The following is an 18,365-nucleotide window of genomic DNA, read 5'->3' as shown; positions in this document are numbered from 1 at the left end:
AAGTTATTAACACAATTGTCTGAAAAACCAAAAAATAAACCCAAAAATGAGTTTAAATTCAAAATTTTTAAAAATCCCACAATTTTAAATATCAAATTCCAATTTTGAAAATCCAAATTCCAAATCTCGAACTCCAAATCTCAACATGAAATACGGAATCAAAATTTTAAAATACATCTAACACATTAAAATTAAAAAAACCGAAATCACATTAAAATGCATTTCGGTTCCCTTATATCAGTTCCAACTTGGAATTTGGAATTTATTTTTTTTTTTGAATTCTCCCTCTTGGTTTTGGAATTTGGAATTTAAGAAAATTGGAATTTCACTTTTTAAGCAATAACACTCGTTTTCACAGGTTCAAAATTACCGTTTAAATGGGCTGCATTTGCTCTTCCACTTGGATCAAGGTTTTCTTGCCATTTCGGAATCCATTTACGCACAGTTTGCGCTGCGCTGACCTGTGGATAGAATTTATGAAAAATTGATCTGTATAAGTACGCTTCTTTAGTTGTTGGCGAGTTATATGGAAATTCTGCACTTGCTCCAAATAATTGCTCATCTGTAACCTGTGACGCACAATACTCAATTAATTCATCAACCCAATTGTACCCAACTCCGTCGGAAAACTGTTCTTTCTGTCTCCACAAAACTTCCGAAGGCAAATAAGGATCTTCTGGAGTATCAAACGCTTTTCTTAAAATATACTTTTCAACGCCATCATATGATTTAGGCTGTTTTTCTTCTGTTTTAATTCGAATAGCAACATCTAAAAATTCTGTGTCCAAAAACGGAATTCGAACTTCTAAACCATTTGCCATTGTCGTTTTATCTGCGCGAAGTAAATCGGCTGTAAACAGCTTCTGAACTCTTTCTATTGTTTCATCTTGAAATTCTTCTTCTGAAGGTGCATTTCTAAAGTATAAATGTCCTCCAAAAACTTCATCTGCCCCTTCTCCTGATAAGATTACTTTAATGCCTTGCTCAGCAATAGCTTTAGAAAGCAGATACATTGGAACACCCGAACGCACAGAAATAATATCATACGTTTCAATATGATAAATTACTTTTTCTAAAACTTTAACTCCTTCTTCTACAGAAAAATGTATTTCGTGATGTTCTGTTCCTAAAAATTCTGCTGCTTTTCTAGCCGCAATATTATCTGGCGCATCTGCATCTAATCCAATAGAAAACGAATGCAATTTCTGTCCTTTTTCTTTTAATAATCTTGAAGTAATAGCCGAAATCAAAGAAGTATCCAAACCTCCTGACAGCACAACTCCTAGAGGCACTTCTGCCAATAAGCGCTTGCGTGTTGCTTGAATAAGACTTTCACGAATTAATCCTAAATCTAATGTCTGATTTGCATTTTTATGATCTTCGTATTCTGGATGATAGTATTTTACAAAACCTGTTTTTGCAGTGTAATAATGTCCTGGAGGAAAAGTAGAAAACGATTTACATTGATCTGCAATAGCTTTCATTTCTGATGAAAAATAGATTCGTCCTCTTTCATCTAGACCATAATACAGCGGCTTTACCCCTATCGGATCACGACCTGCAATGTATTTATCGCCGTCCACAACCACAAAAGCAAAATCTCCGTCTAGTTTATTACAGAAATCATATCCAAATTCTTCATAAAGATGCACAATTACTTCAGAATCAGATTCAGTTCTAAAAGTATGATGTTGCAAAACTGTATTTTTCAGTTCCTGATAATTATAAATTTCGCCATCATGCACCATCCAAGCTTTATCAGTTCCTTGAATTGGCTGCCTACCCGAATTAAGATCGATAATCGATAAACTCTCATGACAAAGTATACTGCCATTTTCCATAATGCGAACATCACTTTCATCAGGACCACGATGCAACATTCTTTCAGAAAGTTCTTTTACAAGTTTCGGGTCTTTTCCTTTACCAATTACGGCCAACAATCCAGACATAATATTCTATTTTTTTATTTTTCATTATTGCTCAGCCGTGAAGCGAACATTAAAAAATCATTAAAACTTTCGACTGAAAGCAAAACTAAATATTAATTTTCGCTTTCCATTATTAAATTCGTTAAAATATCAAGTGTTTAACAATAATACTGCAGACACCAAATATATCAAAAGAAAATCAATTAATAGCTTGCCTCTTTGCAGTTCAATGAGAAATTTTAGACCGTAAATTACTTTAGACAAGAAAAACGCTCTCGACAGAGAACGTTTTTCCTAAAAAATATATACTAATTCTAAAAATTAAACTCGTATTATGCTTTAACGTAAGCATCATCGTGAACGCTTGAAACCGCTCTTCCAGATGGATCGTTCATGTTTTTGAAAGCTTCATCCCATTCCAAAGCAATTTTTGTACTACAAGCCACACTTGCTTCCTGAGGCACACATAACGCCGCAGCATCACTTGGGAAATGTTCTGTAAAAATAGAGCGATAGTAATATTCTTCTTTTGAAGTTGGAGTTTGTAACGGAAATTTAAACCTAGCATTTGCTAATTGCTCATCCGAAACTTCTCTTGCTACCACTTCTTTCAAAGTATCAATCCAGCTGTATCCTACTCCGTCAGAAAATTGCTCTTTTTGTCTCCAAGCCACACTTTCTGGAAGCATGTCTTCAAAAGCTTTACGAACTACCCATTTTTCCATCGGATGTTCTTTGTTGATCATTTTATCTTGTGGGTTAATGCGCATTGCAACATCCATAAATTCTTTATCTAAGAATGGTACACGCCCTTCGATTCCCCAAGCCGCTAAACTTTTGTTTGCACGTAAACAATCGTACATATGAAGTTTTCCTAATTTACGAACGTTTTCTTCGTGAAATTCTCTTGCATTTGGCGCTTTGTGGAAATATAAATATCCTCCAAATAACTCATCTGCCCCTTCACCTGAAAGAACCATTTTGATTCCCATAGATTTGATAACTCTTGCCATTAACCACATTGGAGTTGAAGCTCTAACTGTAGTTACATCATATGTTTCTAAGTTGTAAATTACATCACGAACCGCATCTAAACCTTCTTGAATAGTGAATTTAATTTCGTGGTGAATAGTCCCGATATGATCTGCCACTTTTCTTGCTGCAGCTAAATCTGGCGAACCTTCTAAACCAACCGAGAAAGAGTGCAATTGTGGATACCAAGCATCTGTAGTATCGTCTGACTCAATTCTTTTTTGAGCAAATTTCTTAGCTACAGCCGAAGTAATAGAAGAATCTAAACCTCCAGAAAGTAAAACTCCGTAAGGAACGTCACTCATTAATTGTCTGTGAACCGCAGCTTCCAATGCTTTTCTGATTTCTGGAATACTTGTCTCGTTGTCTTTTACCGCATCATACTCAGTCCAGTCTCTTTTGTACCATTGTACAAACTCTCCGTCTTTACTTGATAAATAATGTCCTGGAGGGAATAATTCGATTTTTGTACAATATCCTTCAAGAGCTTTTAACTCAGAAGCTACGTAGAAAGTTCCGTGCTGATCCCAACCAATATACAACGGAATAATTCCCATGTGGTCACGAGCTACGAAATACTCATCTTTATCAACATCATAAATCGCAAATCCAAAGATTCCGTTTAATTCATCTACAAAGCTTACTCCTTTTTCTTTATATAAAGCTAAAATAACCTCACAGTCACTTTCAGTTTGAAAGTTATATTTTCCTTCAAATTGTTTACGTAAATCTCTGTGATTGTAAATCTCACCGTTTGCAGCCAAAACCAATTTTTTATCTTCTGTAAATAAAGGTTGTTTTCCTGAAGCTGGATCTACAATAGCCAAACGCTCATGAGAAAGAATCGCTTTATCATTACTGTAAATTCCGCTCCAGTCTGGTCCGCGGTGACGAATGATTTTTGACATTTCTAATACTTGAGGTCTTAACGCTTCGGCTTTTTGTTTAAGATCAAAGGCACATACAATTCCACACATAATTTTATATTTTAATTCTTTAAATTTTAATTTGATAGGGCAAAGATGCAATACTAGTTACAATTGAAAAACACAAACATTGATTTAAGTTACAATTTGTAACCGTAATTTTATTTTTACATATAAAATGTAAAATTTAGAAGTAAAAATAAGCTCAAAACTTGAAAATTTTAATTTTGACTAGAAAACCGGTTGAAAATTGAAAGTTTAAAGCCTTTTTTTGAATTAATTTTTGAGTTATTCTATTACAGATGAAAGATTCGTAAAGAAGAGACTGAAAGTTGTTCTGGAATTATTGTTTATCTAGTGTTATATAGATTTTGAGTCTTACTTGTCATCTTGACGAAGGAAAGATCACACAAGTAATTCCGCATGCTAGTTCGCCAATCTCTATCGAGTTTCTAGTGTGATCCTTCCTTCGTCAGGATGACAAACTGTGTGGTTAAGGCATTGCTTTAAAAAAATAAACTATTCCTATAATTACCAACATTCCAATTAGCAACCAATGCTCAAAGGTTTCTCCTTTTATTTGAAACTTATAAAGCTTATCATTTTCCGTAACATCTTTTTTCCATAATTTATGAATCTTATAAAAGGCATAAGAAGCTCCAAAGAATGAGAAACTACATATTAAGTGCATAAAATTCATATACTAGCTAATTTCTTCAATAGTATAATGCGTCTTATTTATTTCAAACTGAAACCCTACTTTATTTCCCATTAAATGATTTCCTAAAGGAGATTGCGGAGAAAGCGCAATAACATTAATTCCGTCAATTGTTATTTTAGGAAGTGCCACACTCACATACAAATAGATTCCGTTTGCTTTAACCAAACTTCCTAAAATTATATTTTCAGTAGTTTTAAGCGGGTCTATTTTGTCTAAAATTGCTTTTTGTTCTATCGCTTCTTTTAGTTTAGTAGTCAGTTTTTCCTGCTCGATATGCATCATCGATAAGGCGGTTTCGTGCTTATCGCCCGCAGAACCTTTGGCATCGTTTTTTGAATCTTCGGTTAGATTTGTAATCATGTCTCTGAAAACATCTATTCGGTCCTGAACCATTTGGGTGTAATGGGAATATATTTTTTCTTTGAAAGTCATTTTTTTTTAGGTACTGAGGTTCTGAGCTGCAAAGATGCTAAGGTTTTTTTTCTTTGACTAAATTTTATTCGAAAAAAGCTTTTGGATAAACTACTTCTCCACTTACATCTTTTAATCCATCTTCGGTTAATGCAATTACCATACAGTTCTCAGCAGGAACATCAAACGGCATTTTGATATTGTATTTTTCGCAAAGTTCATATCCAAATCTTGGATAATAATCTTGATGGCCAAGCAGAATAACCGATTTATAACCTAAACCTTTTGCTATTTCATGTCCGTATAAAATAAGTTTAGAACCAATTACTTTTCCTTGAAATTCAGGCAAAACTGAGACTGGAGCCAATGCTAAAGATTCAAAAGAATTAGAATCATTTAGAACCTTTAATTTGGTAAATAAAATATGTCCAACAATTTTATTATCATTTTCGGCGACTATAGACAATTCTGGAATAAAAGCTTTAGAATTCCGTAGTCTTTCTACCAAAAACTGTTCTTTATGATCGCCGTATTCTTCTTTTTCAAAAGCTTTTTCTATTAGTTGAAAAATACTTTCAAAATCATTTTCATTTTCTTGACGTAATTTAATTTCCATTTTATAAAATTAAAAAAAACAGCCACGAATTCACGAATCTACTCCAAAAAATTCATGAGTTCATGGCTGAAAAAAAAAGGCACATTCATGTAAAATGTTTTTGTGCCTAGGTATCTTTATGGCAAAGATTTCTTAAAAATCAAATTTATAATTTGCACCTCCTAAAATCTGGAATCCTTGTACAGGATAATTCAGCCATTTTTGGTACGCTTGATTTCCAATATTGTTCGCTTTTAAGAAAAACGTTAAACGCTCACTGAATTTATACCCAACGTGAGCATTGGCGTCAAAATAGCTTTTTAAAGTAATCGGTGTAGTATCAATTCCTAAAGAAGTATTTGCCTGCATATCTTTTCTTTCGCCCACGTAAAATACATTCAATCCTGCATACCACTGCTTAGTAATAGTAACGTCTAAAGTTGAACTTAATTTCATTGTTGGCAAATTCCATGCTTCAACAACATTATCAGTATTATAACTATTAAAAGTTCCGTTAATTCCGAAAGTTACATTTTGCGAGAAATCAGCTTTTAATTCTGCATAAAAACGTAACGTTCTAATGTCTTCATAAACCACTCCAAAAGAGTTTCCAAAAGCATAATCTTCATTTGTAACCACTTCTGTATAATCATTAGCCTTAAATAATGCTTTGTCTTTTTCATTTAAGTACGAACCTGTCAAATTATAGTTTACATTGTTTGCCAATTTACCTTTTAAACCAGCAAAAACATTATATTGGGTACTTGACGGACGCATGTTTAAGGTTGGTGATATAAACGGATTTTCGGTTACAAAATCGGCGTAAGAATTCTGCTTTAAACCTCCATCTACCCCTGTATAAAAAATCATTAAATCTCCAACCAGTTTATAAGAAGCGTTTACCTTTGGATACAAATAAAATTTATTTCCACTATTTTCCGTATCTCCACTGTAGAAAACTCCTGCTCCTAATTCTAAAGTCCAATCGTTTTCATGAATCACAAAACTTGGCTCGATTCCTACATTGGTAAAACCATATTTTACAGCTTCTGTATTGTTTTGCAAATAATTATTCTTAAAAGAACCGCTTACGTGATCTACAATTACATTGGTTTTAATTTCCTGATCCATTACATCAACTGTAAAAGTTGGCTTTACAAAAAATCTGTTTTCTGATGAAGAATAACTATCTGAAAAATGCGTGAATTTTGCAGCAAGATTACTAAAAATGCTTTCTGTAAATTCGGCATTTCCGCCCAACCAAATCGTATTATAAGAATGATCCGGATTGATGCTGTTTACTAAATCATAACGCTGATCTGGAATTGTCGAACCAAAGTCAGCTGGAAGTCCGTACCAATTGTAAATCTGGTTTTGATATCCTAAATCTACATTCCAGTTGTTATCTCTATTATTCTGACCGTAACCTACATTAATTGCCGTATCGTAAAATTCATCATTCAATTCCACATCTTTAATACCTCCCTGAGAAGAATGATGACGAAACATTCCAGCCACATAATCGTTATTTCCTAAATCCTGATTTACAAATAATTCTGCATTTAAAGTGCTGTAATTTCCAACACCCAAAGTTGCGTAGTTATTAAACAATCTTTCTTTTTTAGCTTTCTCAACCCCTTCCGCTTTTCCTTTTGAAGGAGTAAAAGTCGATGCCACAGGAACAGACAAAATACTGTATTTAATAACTTCTTTCGGCTGATTGCCGCTATCGTCAAGCGAAGGCGTTTCTTTTACTTTAAAAGCATCTGAAATAGTTGGCGAATAAGGTTTTACTACGTTTACAGTTTCCGTTCCTATACTTTCATTTTTCTTCTGTGCAAACGAAAATTGACCTACAAACAATACGAGTAAAACGATAATTTTATACTGGCAATTTAATTTCATATTTCTTCTTTTTAAGAGTATAGAGAAAAGAGTATAGAAAATAGACTCACGCTATTTCTTAATTCTTATGCTAAAAACTCTTTGTTCTCTTTCTATATTCTAAAATCTTTTTTCTTTGTTCTATTTTCTATATTCTCACTTAAGCTTCCCAATCACCTTTAGCCACAAACTGAGCTTTACCTCCTATTCTAATATCAAACAAATCTCCATTTAGTTTTCCGTTAAAATAAATTTCAGATGGACGTCCAATGTAATCTCCTTGATGATTTGTCAATTCAAATTCAGGTTTATGATATTTTAGCAAAAAGGCTTGTAAACAAGTACTGGCACTTCCTGTCGCAGCATCTTCTACCAACTGATTATGCTCTACACACAACATTCGGCTAAACAGTTTTTCTCCTTCTAAATAATAAAAGTATAAACCTCTATGATCTGTTTTGCAGTGTTGTTTCATCCATTCATCAGCTTTATCTTTATCCAGAACCAAATTTTCTAAAGCCCTTTTACTGCTTAATCCAACCATAACAAAAGCGCTTCCAGTTGTAACTTCCTGAATTGGAAATTGATTTTCGAAATCACTCACTTGCAGATTACTGAAAAATGTAAAATCTATTTTAGAAAAAGTATCCCAAAACTTTGGCTGCGCCGCTTTTAACCAGATCAAATCATCTGATTTAGAAATTGCAATTGGCCCGATCGGAACTTCCAGTTTAATTTCATTAGGCGAATTATCAAAAATCTTATTCATCAGAACCCAAGAAGTACCAATGATTGGATGTCCTGCAAACTGCATTTCGTGAGCAGGAGTAAAAATTCTAATCTCTGCTTTATTATTTTCTCTATCTAGTTTGGTTACAAATGTGCTTTCCGCAAAATTAATCTCGCGAGCCATCTGCTGCATTTGTGCTGTACTTAAATTTTCTGCATCCATAAAAACCGCCAACTGATTTCCAGCATATTTTTTATCAGCAAAAACATCAACTATGTAAAAAGGTAAACTCATTGTTTTTTCTTGTAAAATGTGATTTGTGAGATGTAAAATGTTTTTCGTTATTTTCTATTTTACAGAAAACATTTCACTTTTCACTACTTAAACTATTTATTAATCGACGAATTTGTTTTAGACTCTTCCGATTTAATAGCAGCTAATTCTTTTTTAGCTTCTTCAACAACATCCGGGTAATCTGTAAAATTGTTGATTACATTATCTAAAATATATGTCGCTTGATAGCTGTCTTTTAATCCGTAGAAATTTTTAGCCATTAAAACCAAACCTTTTGCTCCGTAATATTTATAGGCAGAATAGCTTTTTGCTAATTTTTGAACAGCAACATTAGAAGCATCATATTTTCCTTCTTTTGTTTTGAAATACGCATCATAATACAAAGCTTCTGCAGCCAATTCTCCTTTTGATGAAGCTGAAAGTTTAGCGTAAGCTGTTTTAGCTTTATCTTCATTTCCTGTCTGCATTGCTGCACGCGCTACAATAATCTGAGCATCTGCTTTTACACCTGCGTCTGATTTCGGATTTTCTAGTACTTTCTCAGCCGCAACTACAGAGTGGTCATAATCTTTTTTGTCGTAATAACACTTCATCAAGTTCGCTTGAGCAAAAGTTTTATTCTGAGGATAATCAGCTTCGCTTTCTAATCTTGTTAGAACTGGAATTGCTTTATCGCAATCTTTTGCTTTCAAATAAATCTGAGCCAATCTGTTTAAAGCTTGTTCTGTAAATTCATTTCTAGGCTGATCAATTACAAACTGATAATTTGCAACAGATTTTGTTTCAGAACCTTCTGCATAAGTAAGCTGTCCTAAATAGAAATTAGCTTCCAATGCATGCAATCCGTTTGGAAATTTAGAAACATAACCTGCAAAACCAGTAATAGCTTGCTTAGAATTGTTTTGGCTGTATTGTTTGAAAGCCGCATCGTAAGTATCGTTATCCAATTCTGCATCTGTAACCGCTACGAAATCCAATGTACGAACCCAAGTCGCATATTCATCAACTTTTCCAGAGTCTACATAAATTAATCTTGCTGTTGCAACCGCTTCTAAAGCTTCTGGCGTTTTTGGGAATTCAGCAGCTACTTTTTTAAATTTTGTCAAAGCCAGTTGATCACGATCTGAATTGTAATAAATCAAACCTTGTTTTAAAATTGCTTTTGAAGTGAATGATCCATCTTTAAATTCAGAGATCAATTGATCGTACGTTTTTATTGCCTGATCGTTTTTCTTTTCTGCAACATAGGTGTTTCCTAACTCAAATAAAGCATCATCACGATAAGATGACTTTTTGTACATCTGAAGAAAATTATTCAACTCATCTATTTTCTTCGCATTATTTGACATAAATCCGTAAGAAAGTGCTTTTTGGAATTGAGCATAATCTGCATCTACGCCTTTTGCAGCAATTGCTTTTGCATAAGCTTCATTTGCCGCACTATATTTTGAAGTTACAAAACGACAATCTCCCAAACGCAAATAAGAATCGTTTAAACGCACTTTATCTGATGGAGCATTATCAATTTGAGCTTGAAAAGAATTTGCTGCCTGATCGTATTCTTTCAATTTAAAATACGTGTAACCAATATTATAATTGATATTTTTATATTCGTCTGTAGATTTTGCCGCAGCCATTCCTGCAAACTGTTTGTAAGTCAGAAGAGCATTCTGCATATCATCATTCAAATATTCAGTTTCCGCTTTCCAGAAAGTGGCACGCGCTGTAAATTCAGGAGTTTTTTGCTCGCTGATTGCGCTTTTAAACATTTTACCTGCTTCTTGATAATTAGATTCATTGTACAATTCTAGTCCGCGGTAAAAAAGCACTTTTTGGTAAGCCGCTTTGTTTTCAGCAGTTCTATTTTTTTCTAATAAAGTCAAAGCTTCTTTGTAGTTTTTAGAAGAAATATAAGAATCAACCAAAAGTTTTTCTACTTCTGCACGGCTTGAATTATTTGGATATTTTTTAAGGAAATCCAACAAAATACCTGGAACAGCTTGATAAGCGTTTCCGATATCATAACTCAATTTAGCATAATTTAAAGCTGCGTCTTCCTGAATTTGAGCATTAAAATCCATTTCAGAAGCATTCTTAAAAGCGTTTAAAGCTTCTTGCTTTTTACCTGTATTTAAATAGCTTAAACCTAAATGATAATAGGCATTCTGGGCCACAAAATCTTTTCCTTCAATAATTTTGTTGAACTGAGAAATCGCTTTTTCGTACTCTTTCTGCTCATAATACGCATAACCTAATTGATAGAAATCGGTATTGTTCCATTTTCCTTTTTTACCCGCATATTGTTCTAAATACGGAATTGCTTTTCCGTATTGCTTCAAGTTGAAATAACTTTCTCCAATAATTTTATTCAGTTCTGATTTTTCAATGTCGTTCGATTTGTTCATGGCTACCAATCCTAAATCAATCGCTTTTTGGAAATTTCCTAACTTGAAATTCATATCAGCTTGATAATACGAAAGCTTTTCTTTGTATTTTTCTTCACCCGAAACCTCATCAAAATACTTCGTTGCTTCTTTGTAATCGTCACCCTCATAAGCCATAAATCCTAAATAATATTTGGCTTGAGAACCATATTCTTTAGAATTTACCACTTTATTAAAATAGTTAGTTGCTTCTTTTTTCTTTTTAGCATTAAAATAGCTGTAACCTTTCATGAAGTTAAACTTATCCGATTCTGTTTTACTCATGTAGCTTTCGTCTACTTTATCAAACCATTGCAAAGCTTTTGGATAATTTCCTTGTTCGAAGAAAAATTGCGCGGCGTCAATATAAGCTTGATTTTGTTTGGTGCTTGTTGGATAATCATTCACAAATTGTTCTACCAGAGCATCGGCATTTGCTTTATTGGTTCTTATGGCAGAATTTGCAATATAGTAAGCACAGTCAGACTGCACTTCTTCATTTGTAGTATTGTTTTTTACTTTTTCAAAAATCAATTGTGCCGAAGCATATTGTTTGTCGTTATATAAAGCCAGTGCTTTGTCAAAATCCTTTAACTCATACGTATAAATCGCCGATTTTTGTGCCGAAGCTATAGTCGAAGCAAGGAAAATTTGGAATAAAAAGAACCTGGAAAGTTTACGCATTTTAATAATATTTAGTATTCAAATGTATCATTTTATAAGGGTTATAACGAAACGTTTTGAGGTTTTATTATGAACAAATTATGAAACTGCTACTATTTTACGCTCTGTAAAACTTCAAATTATTGGTTCTCAAACTTTCTTAAACAAATAATTTTAAACCATATAAGCTCTCTTAAGTTATTATAAGCAGGAACCGTTATATAGATGCTGTTAAAATGCACTTCTATAGCAATTTTATTCAGAATTCAGCGAAATTTATTTTGAATACAACCGTTATCTTATTACTTTTACCATTCAAACCAATTTATTATGTCACAAACCGTACTATCTCTTAAAGAAGTCACTATATATCAAGAAGGAAGAAAAATTATATCTCATATTAACCTAGACGTTAATCATGGTGAGTTCATTTACATTATCGGAAAAACTGGTTCTGGAAAAAGTAGTTTTCTAAAAACTTTATATGCTGATTTACCGTTAGTTGAAGGCGAAGGACATATTGTTGAATTTGATTTGGCAACATTAAAAGAAAACGACATTCCGTATTTAAGACGTAAAATCGGAATCGTGTTTCAAGATTTTAAACTACTTCCAGACCGTTCAATAAAAGACAATATGCTTTTTGTTTTACGAGCTACAGGATGGGTCGAAAAAGAAGCCATGCAACACAAAATTGATGAAGTTTTGGATAAAGTTGGCATGAAAGATTTTGTAAACAAAATGCCTCATCAGCTTTCTGGTGGAGAACAGCAGCGTGTTGCGATTGCAAGAGCGCTTTTAAACGATCCAGAATTTATCTTGGCCGACGAACCAACAGGAAACCTTGACCCTCAGACTAGTTCTGAAGTTTTAGAAGTTTTAAAAGCAATTAATGCTGCAGGCAAAACCATCATTATGGCCACTCATGATTATGCTTTATTGATGAAATTCCCATCTAAAACCCTAAAATGCGAAGATGAAAGAATCTTCGAAGTGGTACAAAGAAGCGTATAATGCTTTCCGTTTTAATTCCGGTTTATAATTACAATGTTTTACCGCTTGCTAGCGAACTCGTAAAGCAGTGCAATTCGTGTGGAATTACTTTTGAGATTATTTTTTTAGACGATGCTTCTCAAAAGTTTGCAATTGAAAACGAAAGAATTAATCTATTTGAAAACGCCTCTTATTCTATTTTAGAAAAAAATATCGGACGAAGTGCCATTAGGAATTTATTGGCTGAAAAAGCAGTTTACGAAAATTTACTTTTTCTAGACGCCGATACTTTTCCTGCCAATGCAGATTTTATTTCTATCTATATTTCTCAAATCAACAATACTGAAAAGATAGTTTATGGAGGAATTTTGTATGAAAGTTCTAAACCTCCAAAAAAGGAACTTTTAAGATGGATTTACGGAAAGGAAAGAGAAGCTTTATCAGTTTCCGAACGTATAAAAAATCCGCATCTTTCTTTTCTGACTTTAAACTTTCTCATAAAAAAAAACATTTTTTCTAAAGTCAGATTTAACAAAAATATTCCAAATCTAAGACACGAAGACACCTTGTTTTCATTTGAGTTAAAGCAAAATCAAATTGAGGTTCTTCATATTGACAATCCTGTTTTTCATCTTGGTTTAGAAGACAGTAAAATATTTTTGCAAAAATCTGAAGAAGCCGTTTTGGGTTTGAAAAATTTAATCGATTCGAATTTAATTTCTCCGGATTACGTTAAACTGGCACATTATTTTCAACTCATTAAAAAATATCATCTTGTCTCTTTAACCGCTTTTGGTTTTAGGATTTTTAAACCTTTATTTAAAAAACAGTTATTAAGCGCAAAACCTTCGCTTTTTCTTTTTGATATTTATAGATTGGGTTATTATTGCATTATAAAATAAACTGAAATGGCTTTTTTTTCCATAATAATTCCGTTGTACAACAAAGAAAATTTTATCGAAAACACGATACAAAGTGTCTTGAGCCAGACCTTTCAGGATTTTGAAATTATTATAGTAAATGACGGATCAACAGATAAAAGTGAAGAAAAAGTTTTACAGTTTAAAGACGATAGAATTCGATATTTGATTAAAAAAAATGAGGGTGTATCAACTGCAAGAAACTACGGCATTGAAAAATCTTCTGCAGATTTTATCACTTTTCTAGATGCAGATGATTATTGGTATCCAACGTTTTTAGAAACCATGTTTACTAACATTTCGAAACTATCTGATCAAAAAGTATTTTCTGCAGCGGTTGAATTTGATACTTCAAAAAAAGTAATCCTGGCGCAGTATTCTATTTTCAAAACAAATGAAGATTTAGAAATTGTAAATTACTTTAAAGCAAGTAAAAAAGAATCCGTACTATGGGCGTCATGTGCCGTTTTTCATAAATCTGTTTTCGAAAAAACAGGAAGCTTTGATACCAAAATCAAAAGCGGTGAAGATACTGACTTATGGATTCGAATTGGACTTATTTATCCAGTTGTATTTTCATGGAAAATCTTGGCACGTTATGTTTACGATTCTAAAAGTCTATCAAAAAATAACAAATTAATTATAGATAATTTAGATCTTTCGAAATTTAAAGAGGCCGAAAAAACAAATCCAGACTTAAAATATTTTTTAGACTTAAATCGTTTTTCGCTTGCTATAAAAAGTAAATTAGTCGGAGAAAAATCGCTTTTTTATAAATACTACAATCCCATTGATTTAAAGAAAATAGGCTGGAAGAAAAGAACTTTGTTGCTTTTTCCAGCATTCGCTTTACGTTTTTTAATTTCTTTTAAAACCTTTTTAGCAAATTTAGGAATAGGATCATCTGTCTTTAAATAATCGGAATTTTTTGTATTCTCGAATATAATCTTCTTCACTAAATTCGCCAGAAGACAAAACCAGACAAACACTTCCCGATGAGAAATTTTTAAGTTCGCGCCAAATGCCAGAAACAATAAGCAAACCAACATTAGGCTTATTTAACGTAATTGTTTTTATGTTTTTACCGTCCTTTAAAACCACATCAAAGCTACCGCTTAAAGCGATTAAAAGTTCCTGCTGTTCAATATGCGCATGCCCTCCTCTTTTGCTTCCGCTGGGTACATCGTACAAGTAATAAATTCTTTTAGAAACAAAAGGAATTATGTCGCCTTCAACAACTGAAAGATTTCCTCTTCGATCCTGAATTTTAGGAATTTCTATCAATTGATTGTCTGAAATATTTGTCATTATTAAGTGTTTAGAAGATTTTTCCATTGATCCGAAATGTGTTCTAAAGATAAATGGTTTACGCTTTTCGTAGCATTCTGTCTGCAAAAATGATACAATTCAGCATCATCTACAAATCGATTCATTGCCAGCGCAAGAGTTTTTATATTATGATTTTCAACCAGCAAACCATTAAACTCATTCTGAATAATTTCTCGAGGGCCAGAATAGCAGTCAACAGCAACAACAGGTGTTCCTAAAGCTAGTGATTCTATAATCGACAACGGAAAACCTTCATAATTACTTGTCAAAATCGTAAACTTTGCTTCTCGAACCTCATTAAAGGGATTTTGTTTAAAGGGAAGAATTTTCACATAATCATTTAAATTCAAATCTTTAATTTTCTGCCAAATAAAATCTTCGTCATCTCCAGATCCCATCAAATGCAAATGATATTCTTTTTCATATATTTTTGATTGTAAAAAAGCCTCTAGCATCAATGTGAAATTTTTCACTTTCTCTTCAAATCGTCCAAAAAACAAGATTACTTTTTGAGGTTCTAAAACTGTTTTTTTCAATTCTTCTTCGGCAATAAAAAAAGGATTATAAATCGTAAGTGTATTTTTAAAATCATACCACTTCCTTACTTTTTCTTCGATCGCTTTTGAAACGCAAACCAAATTTTTTACATCCTTATAAAGTATTCTAGACCAAAATTTTGAAGAAGGAAAATAATCCTTAAAATTAAAGCTGTGAACGATGTAATAGACTTTCGAATTTCGGTAAATAAATTTGGTAATTAATTCGCGTAAGAAGACATTTTTTGGCCTGCTGTCAATAACAATATCAATGTTATTTTCAATCAAATAGCCTCTCAATAATCTTCCTTTTTTTAATTTTTTAAAAACAGAAAACGAGCCAGCACTTTCTTTTTCTAAATTGAATAGGTTTCCTGTATAATCGTAATCTACGTCGTCATTAACAATAATAGAATAAACTTCAAAACCAGAACTTTCTAACATAAAAGTAAGCAAAGCTGCAAAACGTTCTGCGCCTCCTTTTCCTAAGGAAATCGAAACAATAGCAACTTTCTTTTTATTCATGTTTTTTAATCGAAAAAGTAAATATATTTGTCAAATATACATATAAATGAAAGTTTTACTAGTAGGCGAATACAGCCATTTGCACAATTCTTTAAAAGATGGTTTAAAGGCTTTAGGGCATGAAGTTTTTATTATTGGTCACAATGACGGTTTTAAAAATTTTCCTGTTGATTTTACTATCCAAAAAAAATGGGATTCTGGCTTTCTGAAAAAAATAAAAATTGCGGTTTATAAAATTTCTGGATTTGATATTAGTTCATACTTGACTTTTAGGCAATTTTTAAAATTCAAAAAACAATGTTCTGGTTTTGATGTTGTACAATTGATTAACGAAAACAGCTTTTATTGCACTTCTTATTTTGAAAAAAAAATCATTTCAAGTTTTCTAAAAAACAACCAAAAATTTTTCCTTTTAAGCACAGGTTATGATTATTTGAATGTGAAATATTGTTTTGAAAATCCTGACTTTAAATCTATAATTCCGTTATATCTTAACCATAAAATTGATAAAAAATCTTTTGGAAATATTTTAAAATTCCGCGAAAAAGCATTTTTAGAACTGCATCAGTTTATTTATAAAAACATAAACGGAATTATCGCTACAGATTTAGATTACCATATTCCATTACAAGGAAATGAAAAATATTTAGGAATGATTCCGAATCCAATTAATATTGAAAAGCTTTTATTTCAGCCATTAAACATCACTGATAAAATTGTCATTTTTCACGGAATCAATAATGAGAATTATCTAAAAAAAGGAAATGATTATTTTGAAAAAGCATTAGAAATAATCGAGCAAAAATATGCTTCAAAAGTTGAAGTAGTAACGGTTCGCAGTGTTCCTTATGCTCAGTATATTAATTTATACAATAGCTGCCATATTTTACTGGATCAAATTTATGCCTACGATCAGGGCTATAATGCCCTAGAGGCAATGGCAAAAGGAAAAGTGGTTTTTACAGGCGCTGAAAAAGAATTTACTGAGAGATATAATCTCTCGGAAAAAGTATGCATAAACGCCATTCCAGACGTCGATTATCTAGTCAAAGAATTGTCTTTTTTAATTGAAAATCCAGATAAAATTATTGCGATTGGAAAACGTGCGAGAGCTTTTATAGAAAAGCATCATCATTACAAAAAAATTGCAGAAAAGTATATTTTGAAGTGGAATGAAAATTAGAATAGAATTTTTCTAAAATAAACCACCAAAACCAGTAGATAAACCAAATTATCAAAAGCATAAGCGATTACAACACCTTCAATTTGAAAGATTTTTATAAAATACAAACAGACAAAATATAAAACCGAAAACGAAAATAATTCGGTAATGATAAAGGCCGAGGTCATCTTTTTAGCAAAAAACTGAAAACCCAAAATCAGAGCACAAACTTTGAAAACATCGCCTAAAAGCTGCCAAAAAAACAAATTGACTACGGGCAAAAATTCTTCTGAAAAAAGAAGTTTTACTACAAAAAACCTCGCTAAGTAAAGCACAACTAAAACTAAAACAAAAACAGGAAGAATGAATTTGTAATACTGCCAAAAAATGCTTTTGGTTTCCTCATTTGAAGATGCTTTAGATAATTTTGGAAGAAAATAAACACTCAAAATCGTACTAACAAACATTAAATAATAGGTCGAAATTCTAGTCATTGATTCCCAATATCCTGCTTGTTCGATTCCTAAATTATGAATAATATGATTTCGAATTGCAAGAAATACAAAAGGCCCAAAAACAGAAGAAACAAGCGCCATTAAAGAATAAGAAGAAAGGTTTTTTAAAATTTTAATATCGAAAAAACTGAATTTTATCATTTGAAAAAACTGAATTTCCTTCTGAATCATATAAAAGGTAACCAAAAACAATAACGCTGGTGCAATTACAATCGACATCAAAGCTCCAATGGTTTTAAACTGCATAATCAGAAAAACCGAAGTCAACAAACCAATGATATTTCCGATAATATTAATCCAAATTACTTTTTTAAATTTACCCAAACCATTAATTACAGCTATAAAAAAAATGGAAAATCCGTAAGTTGGCAAAACCAATGCTAAGACTTTAAAAACAGCCCAATATTCGGTGTTATTTCCAAAAATACTCTGGTTCCAATAAGAAGCTGTAAAAAATAAAATTCCGCTTAACAGAAGCGCAACAAATAATAAACTGATAAAAACCGTAGAAACTATTTTTTGAAGTTCGCTTTTAGATTTCTCATCTTCAGACGCATATTTTACGATTCCGTTTTGAAAACCTAAAGTAGAAATATTTTCTAATGAAGTTAAAAAATTACGAAGATTTCCAACCAAAGCCATTCCGCTTGGACCAACGAAAATGGCTAATATTTTCGAAGTAATTAATCCGATTCCAATTTTTAAAGCAACGCTCAAGCTGTTTAAAGACGTAATCTTAAACAAATTGGTTTTAATTATTTTTCTATAGAAATTCAAA

15 protein-coding genes are annotated in these 18,365 nt (G+C 32.2%); 4 read left to right on the top strand and 11 right to left on the bottom strand.

From position 1 onward, the window contains the following. Window positions 1–332: 332 nt before the first annotated feature. The 8 genes from asnB (SOM12_RS14695) to SOM12_RS14660 all read right to left on the bottom strand — a co-directional run bounded on the left by asnB (SOM12_RS14695) (window position 333) and on the right by SOM12_RS14660 (window position 11,628). Complete coding sequence (gene asnB / locus SOM12_RS14695) at window positions 333–1,949, bottom strand: asparagine synthase B (protein ID WP_320493964.1); 1,617 nt, start codon at window positions 1,947–1,949, stop codon at window positions 333–335. Window positions 1,950–2,260: 311 nt separating this feature from the next. Continuing rightward, window positions 2,261–3,937: an asparagine synthase B gene (gene asnB, locus SOM12_RS14690; protein WP_095931434.1), complete on the bottom strand. Its 1,677-nt coding sequence runs from the start codon at window positions 3,935–3,937 to the stop codon at window positions 2,261–2,263. A 442-nt stretch (window positions 3,938–4,379) separates the two neighbouring features. Next, window positions 4,380–4,577, bottom strand: a complete 198-nt coding sequence (locus tag SOM12_RS14685; protein ID WP_141248174.1) for a hypothetical protein — start codon at window positions 4,575–4,577, stop codon at window positions 4,380–4,382. A 12-nt stretch (window positions 4,578–4,589) separates the two neighbouring features. Further along, window positions 4,590–5,039, bottom strand: coding sequence for a hypothetical protein (locus tag SOM12_RS14680; RefSeq protein ID WP_095931432.1), 450 nt, complete (start codon window positions 5,037–5,039; stop codon window positions 4,590–4,592). 64 nt (window positions 5,040–5,103) lie between these two features. Continuing rightward, complete coding sequence (locus SOM12_RS14675) at window positions 5,104–5,634, bottom strand: N-acetyltransferase (RefSeq protein WP_320493963.1); 531 nt, start codon at window positions 5,632–5,634, stop codon at window positions 5,104–5,106. Between the two features lie 132 nt (window positions 5,635–5,766). Continuing rightward, window positions 5,767–7,518: a TonB-dependent receptor gene (locus SOM12_RS14670; RefSeq protein WP_095931430.1), complete on the bottom strand. Its 1,752-nt coding sequence runs from the start codon at window positions 7,516–7,518 to the stop codon at window positions 5,767–5,769. 139 nt (window positions 7,519–7,657) lie between these two features. After that, the gene (locus SOM12_RS14665) at window positions 7,658–8,521 is read right to left on the bottom strand and encodes a PhzF family phenazine biosynthesis protein (RefSeq protein WP_320493962.1); all 864 of its coding nucleotides are present in this window, start codon (window positions 8,519–8,521) and stop codon (window positions 7,658–7,660) included. A gap of 92 nt (window positions 8,522–8,613) precedes the next feature. After that, window positions 8,614–11,628 (bottom strand): tetratricopeptide repeat protein, encoded by a 3,015-nt coding sequence (locus tag SOM12_RS14660; protein WP_320493961.1) that lies wholly within the window; start codon window positions 11,626–11,628, stop codon window positions 8,614–8,616. A 309-nt stretch (window positions 11,629–11,937) separates the two neighbouring features. On the opposite strand from SOM12_RS14660, the gene SOM12_RS14655 reads away from it, so the two are divergent. Genes SOM12_RS14655 through SOM12_RS14645 form a run of 3 tightly spaced genes read left to right on the top strand, consistent with a single transcriptional unit; the run spans window position 11,938 to window position 14,438 of the window. Then, the gene (locus SOM12_RS14655) at window positions 11,938–12,621 is read left to right on the top strand and encodes a cell division ATP-binding protein FtsE (RefSeq protein WP_095931427.1); all 684 of its coding nucleotides are present in this window, start codon (window positions 11,938–11,940) and stop codon (window positions 12,619–12,621) included. Continuing rightward, window positions 12,621–13,502 carry a glycosyltransferase family 2 protein gene (locus tag SOM12_RS14650; protein WP_095931426.1) on the top strand — a complete coding sequence of 294 codons (882 nt, stop codon included), beginning with the start codon at window positions 12,621–12,623 and terminating at the stop codon, window positions 13,500–13,502. Before SOM12_RS14655 ends, SOM12_RS14650 begins: the two co-directional genes overlap by 1 nt. 6 nt (window positions 13,503–13,508) lie before the next feature. Continuing rightward, window positions 13,509–14,438 carry a glycosyltransferase family 2 protein gene (locus SOM12_RS14645; protein WP_095931425.1) on the top strand — a complete coding sequence of 310 codons (930 nt, stop codon included), beginning with the start codon at window positions 13,509–13,511 and terminating at the stop codon, window positions 14,436–14,438. On the opposite strand, the gene SOM12_RS14640 is transcribed toward SOM12_RS14645, so the two are convergent. Both SOM12_RS14640 and SOM12_RS14635 read right to left on the bottom strand, forming a co-directional pair. Beyond that, window positions 14,421–14,828 (bottom strand): sugar 3,4-ketoisomerase, encoded by a 408-nt coding sequence (locus SOM12_RS14640; RefSeq protein ID WP_253251869.1) that lies wholly within the window; start codon window positions 14,826–14,828, stop codon window positions 14,421–14,423. The two genes, SOM12_RS14645 and SOM12_RS14640, sit on opposite strands and share 18 nt — an antisense overlap. A gap of 2 nt (window positions 14,829–14,830) precedes the next feature. After that, complete coding sequence (locus tag SOM12_RS14635; protein ID WP_095931423.1) at window positions 14,831–15,910, bottom strand: glycosyltransferase; 1,080 nt, start codon at window positions 15,908–15,910, stop codon at window positions 14,831–14,833. A gap of 46 nt (window positions 15,911–15,956) precedes the next feature. Between SOM12_RS14635 and SOM12_RS14630 the strand changes: the two genes are divergently transcribed. Then, entirely contained in the window at window positions 15,957–17,093 is a 1,137-nt protein-coding gene (locus SOM12_RS14630; protein WP_095931422.1) for a glycosyltransferase, read from the top strand. Here the strand turns inward: SOM12_RS14630 and SOM12_RS14625 are convergent. Further along, window positions 17,090–18,364 (bottom strand): O-antigen translocase, encoded by a 1,275-nt coding sequence (locus SOM12_RS14625; RefSeq protein ID WP_253251868.1) that lies wholly within the window; start codon window positions 18,362–18,364, stop codon window positions 17,090–17,092. The genes SOM12_RS14630 and SOM12_RS14625 overlap by 4 nt on opposite strands. Window position 18,365: the final 1 nt, after the last annotated feature.

It is taken from the genome of Flavobacterium sp. CFBP9031, assembly GCF_034044945.1.
In the GTDB taxonomy this organism is placed as follows: domain Bacteria; phylum Bacteroidota; class Bacteroidia; order Flavobacteriales; family Flavobacteriaceae; genus Flavobacterium.
This window is presented reverse-complemented; position numbering and strand designations above follow the sequence as displayed.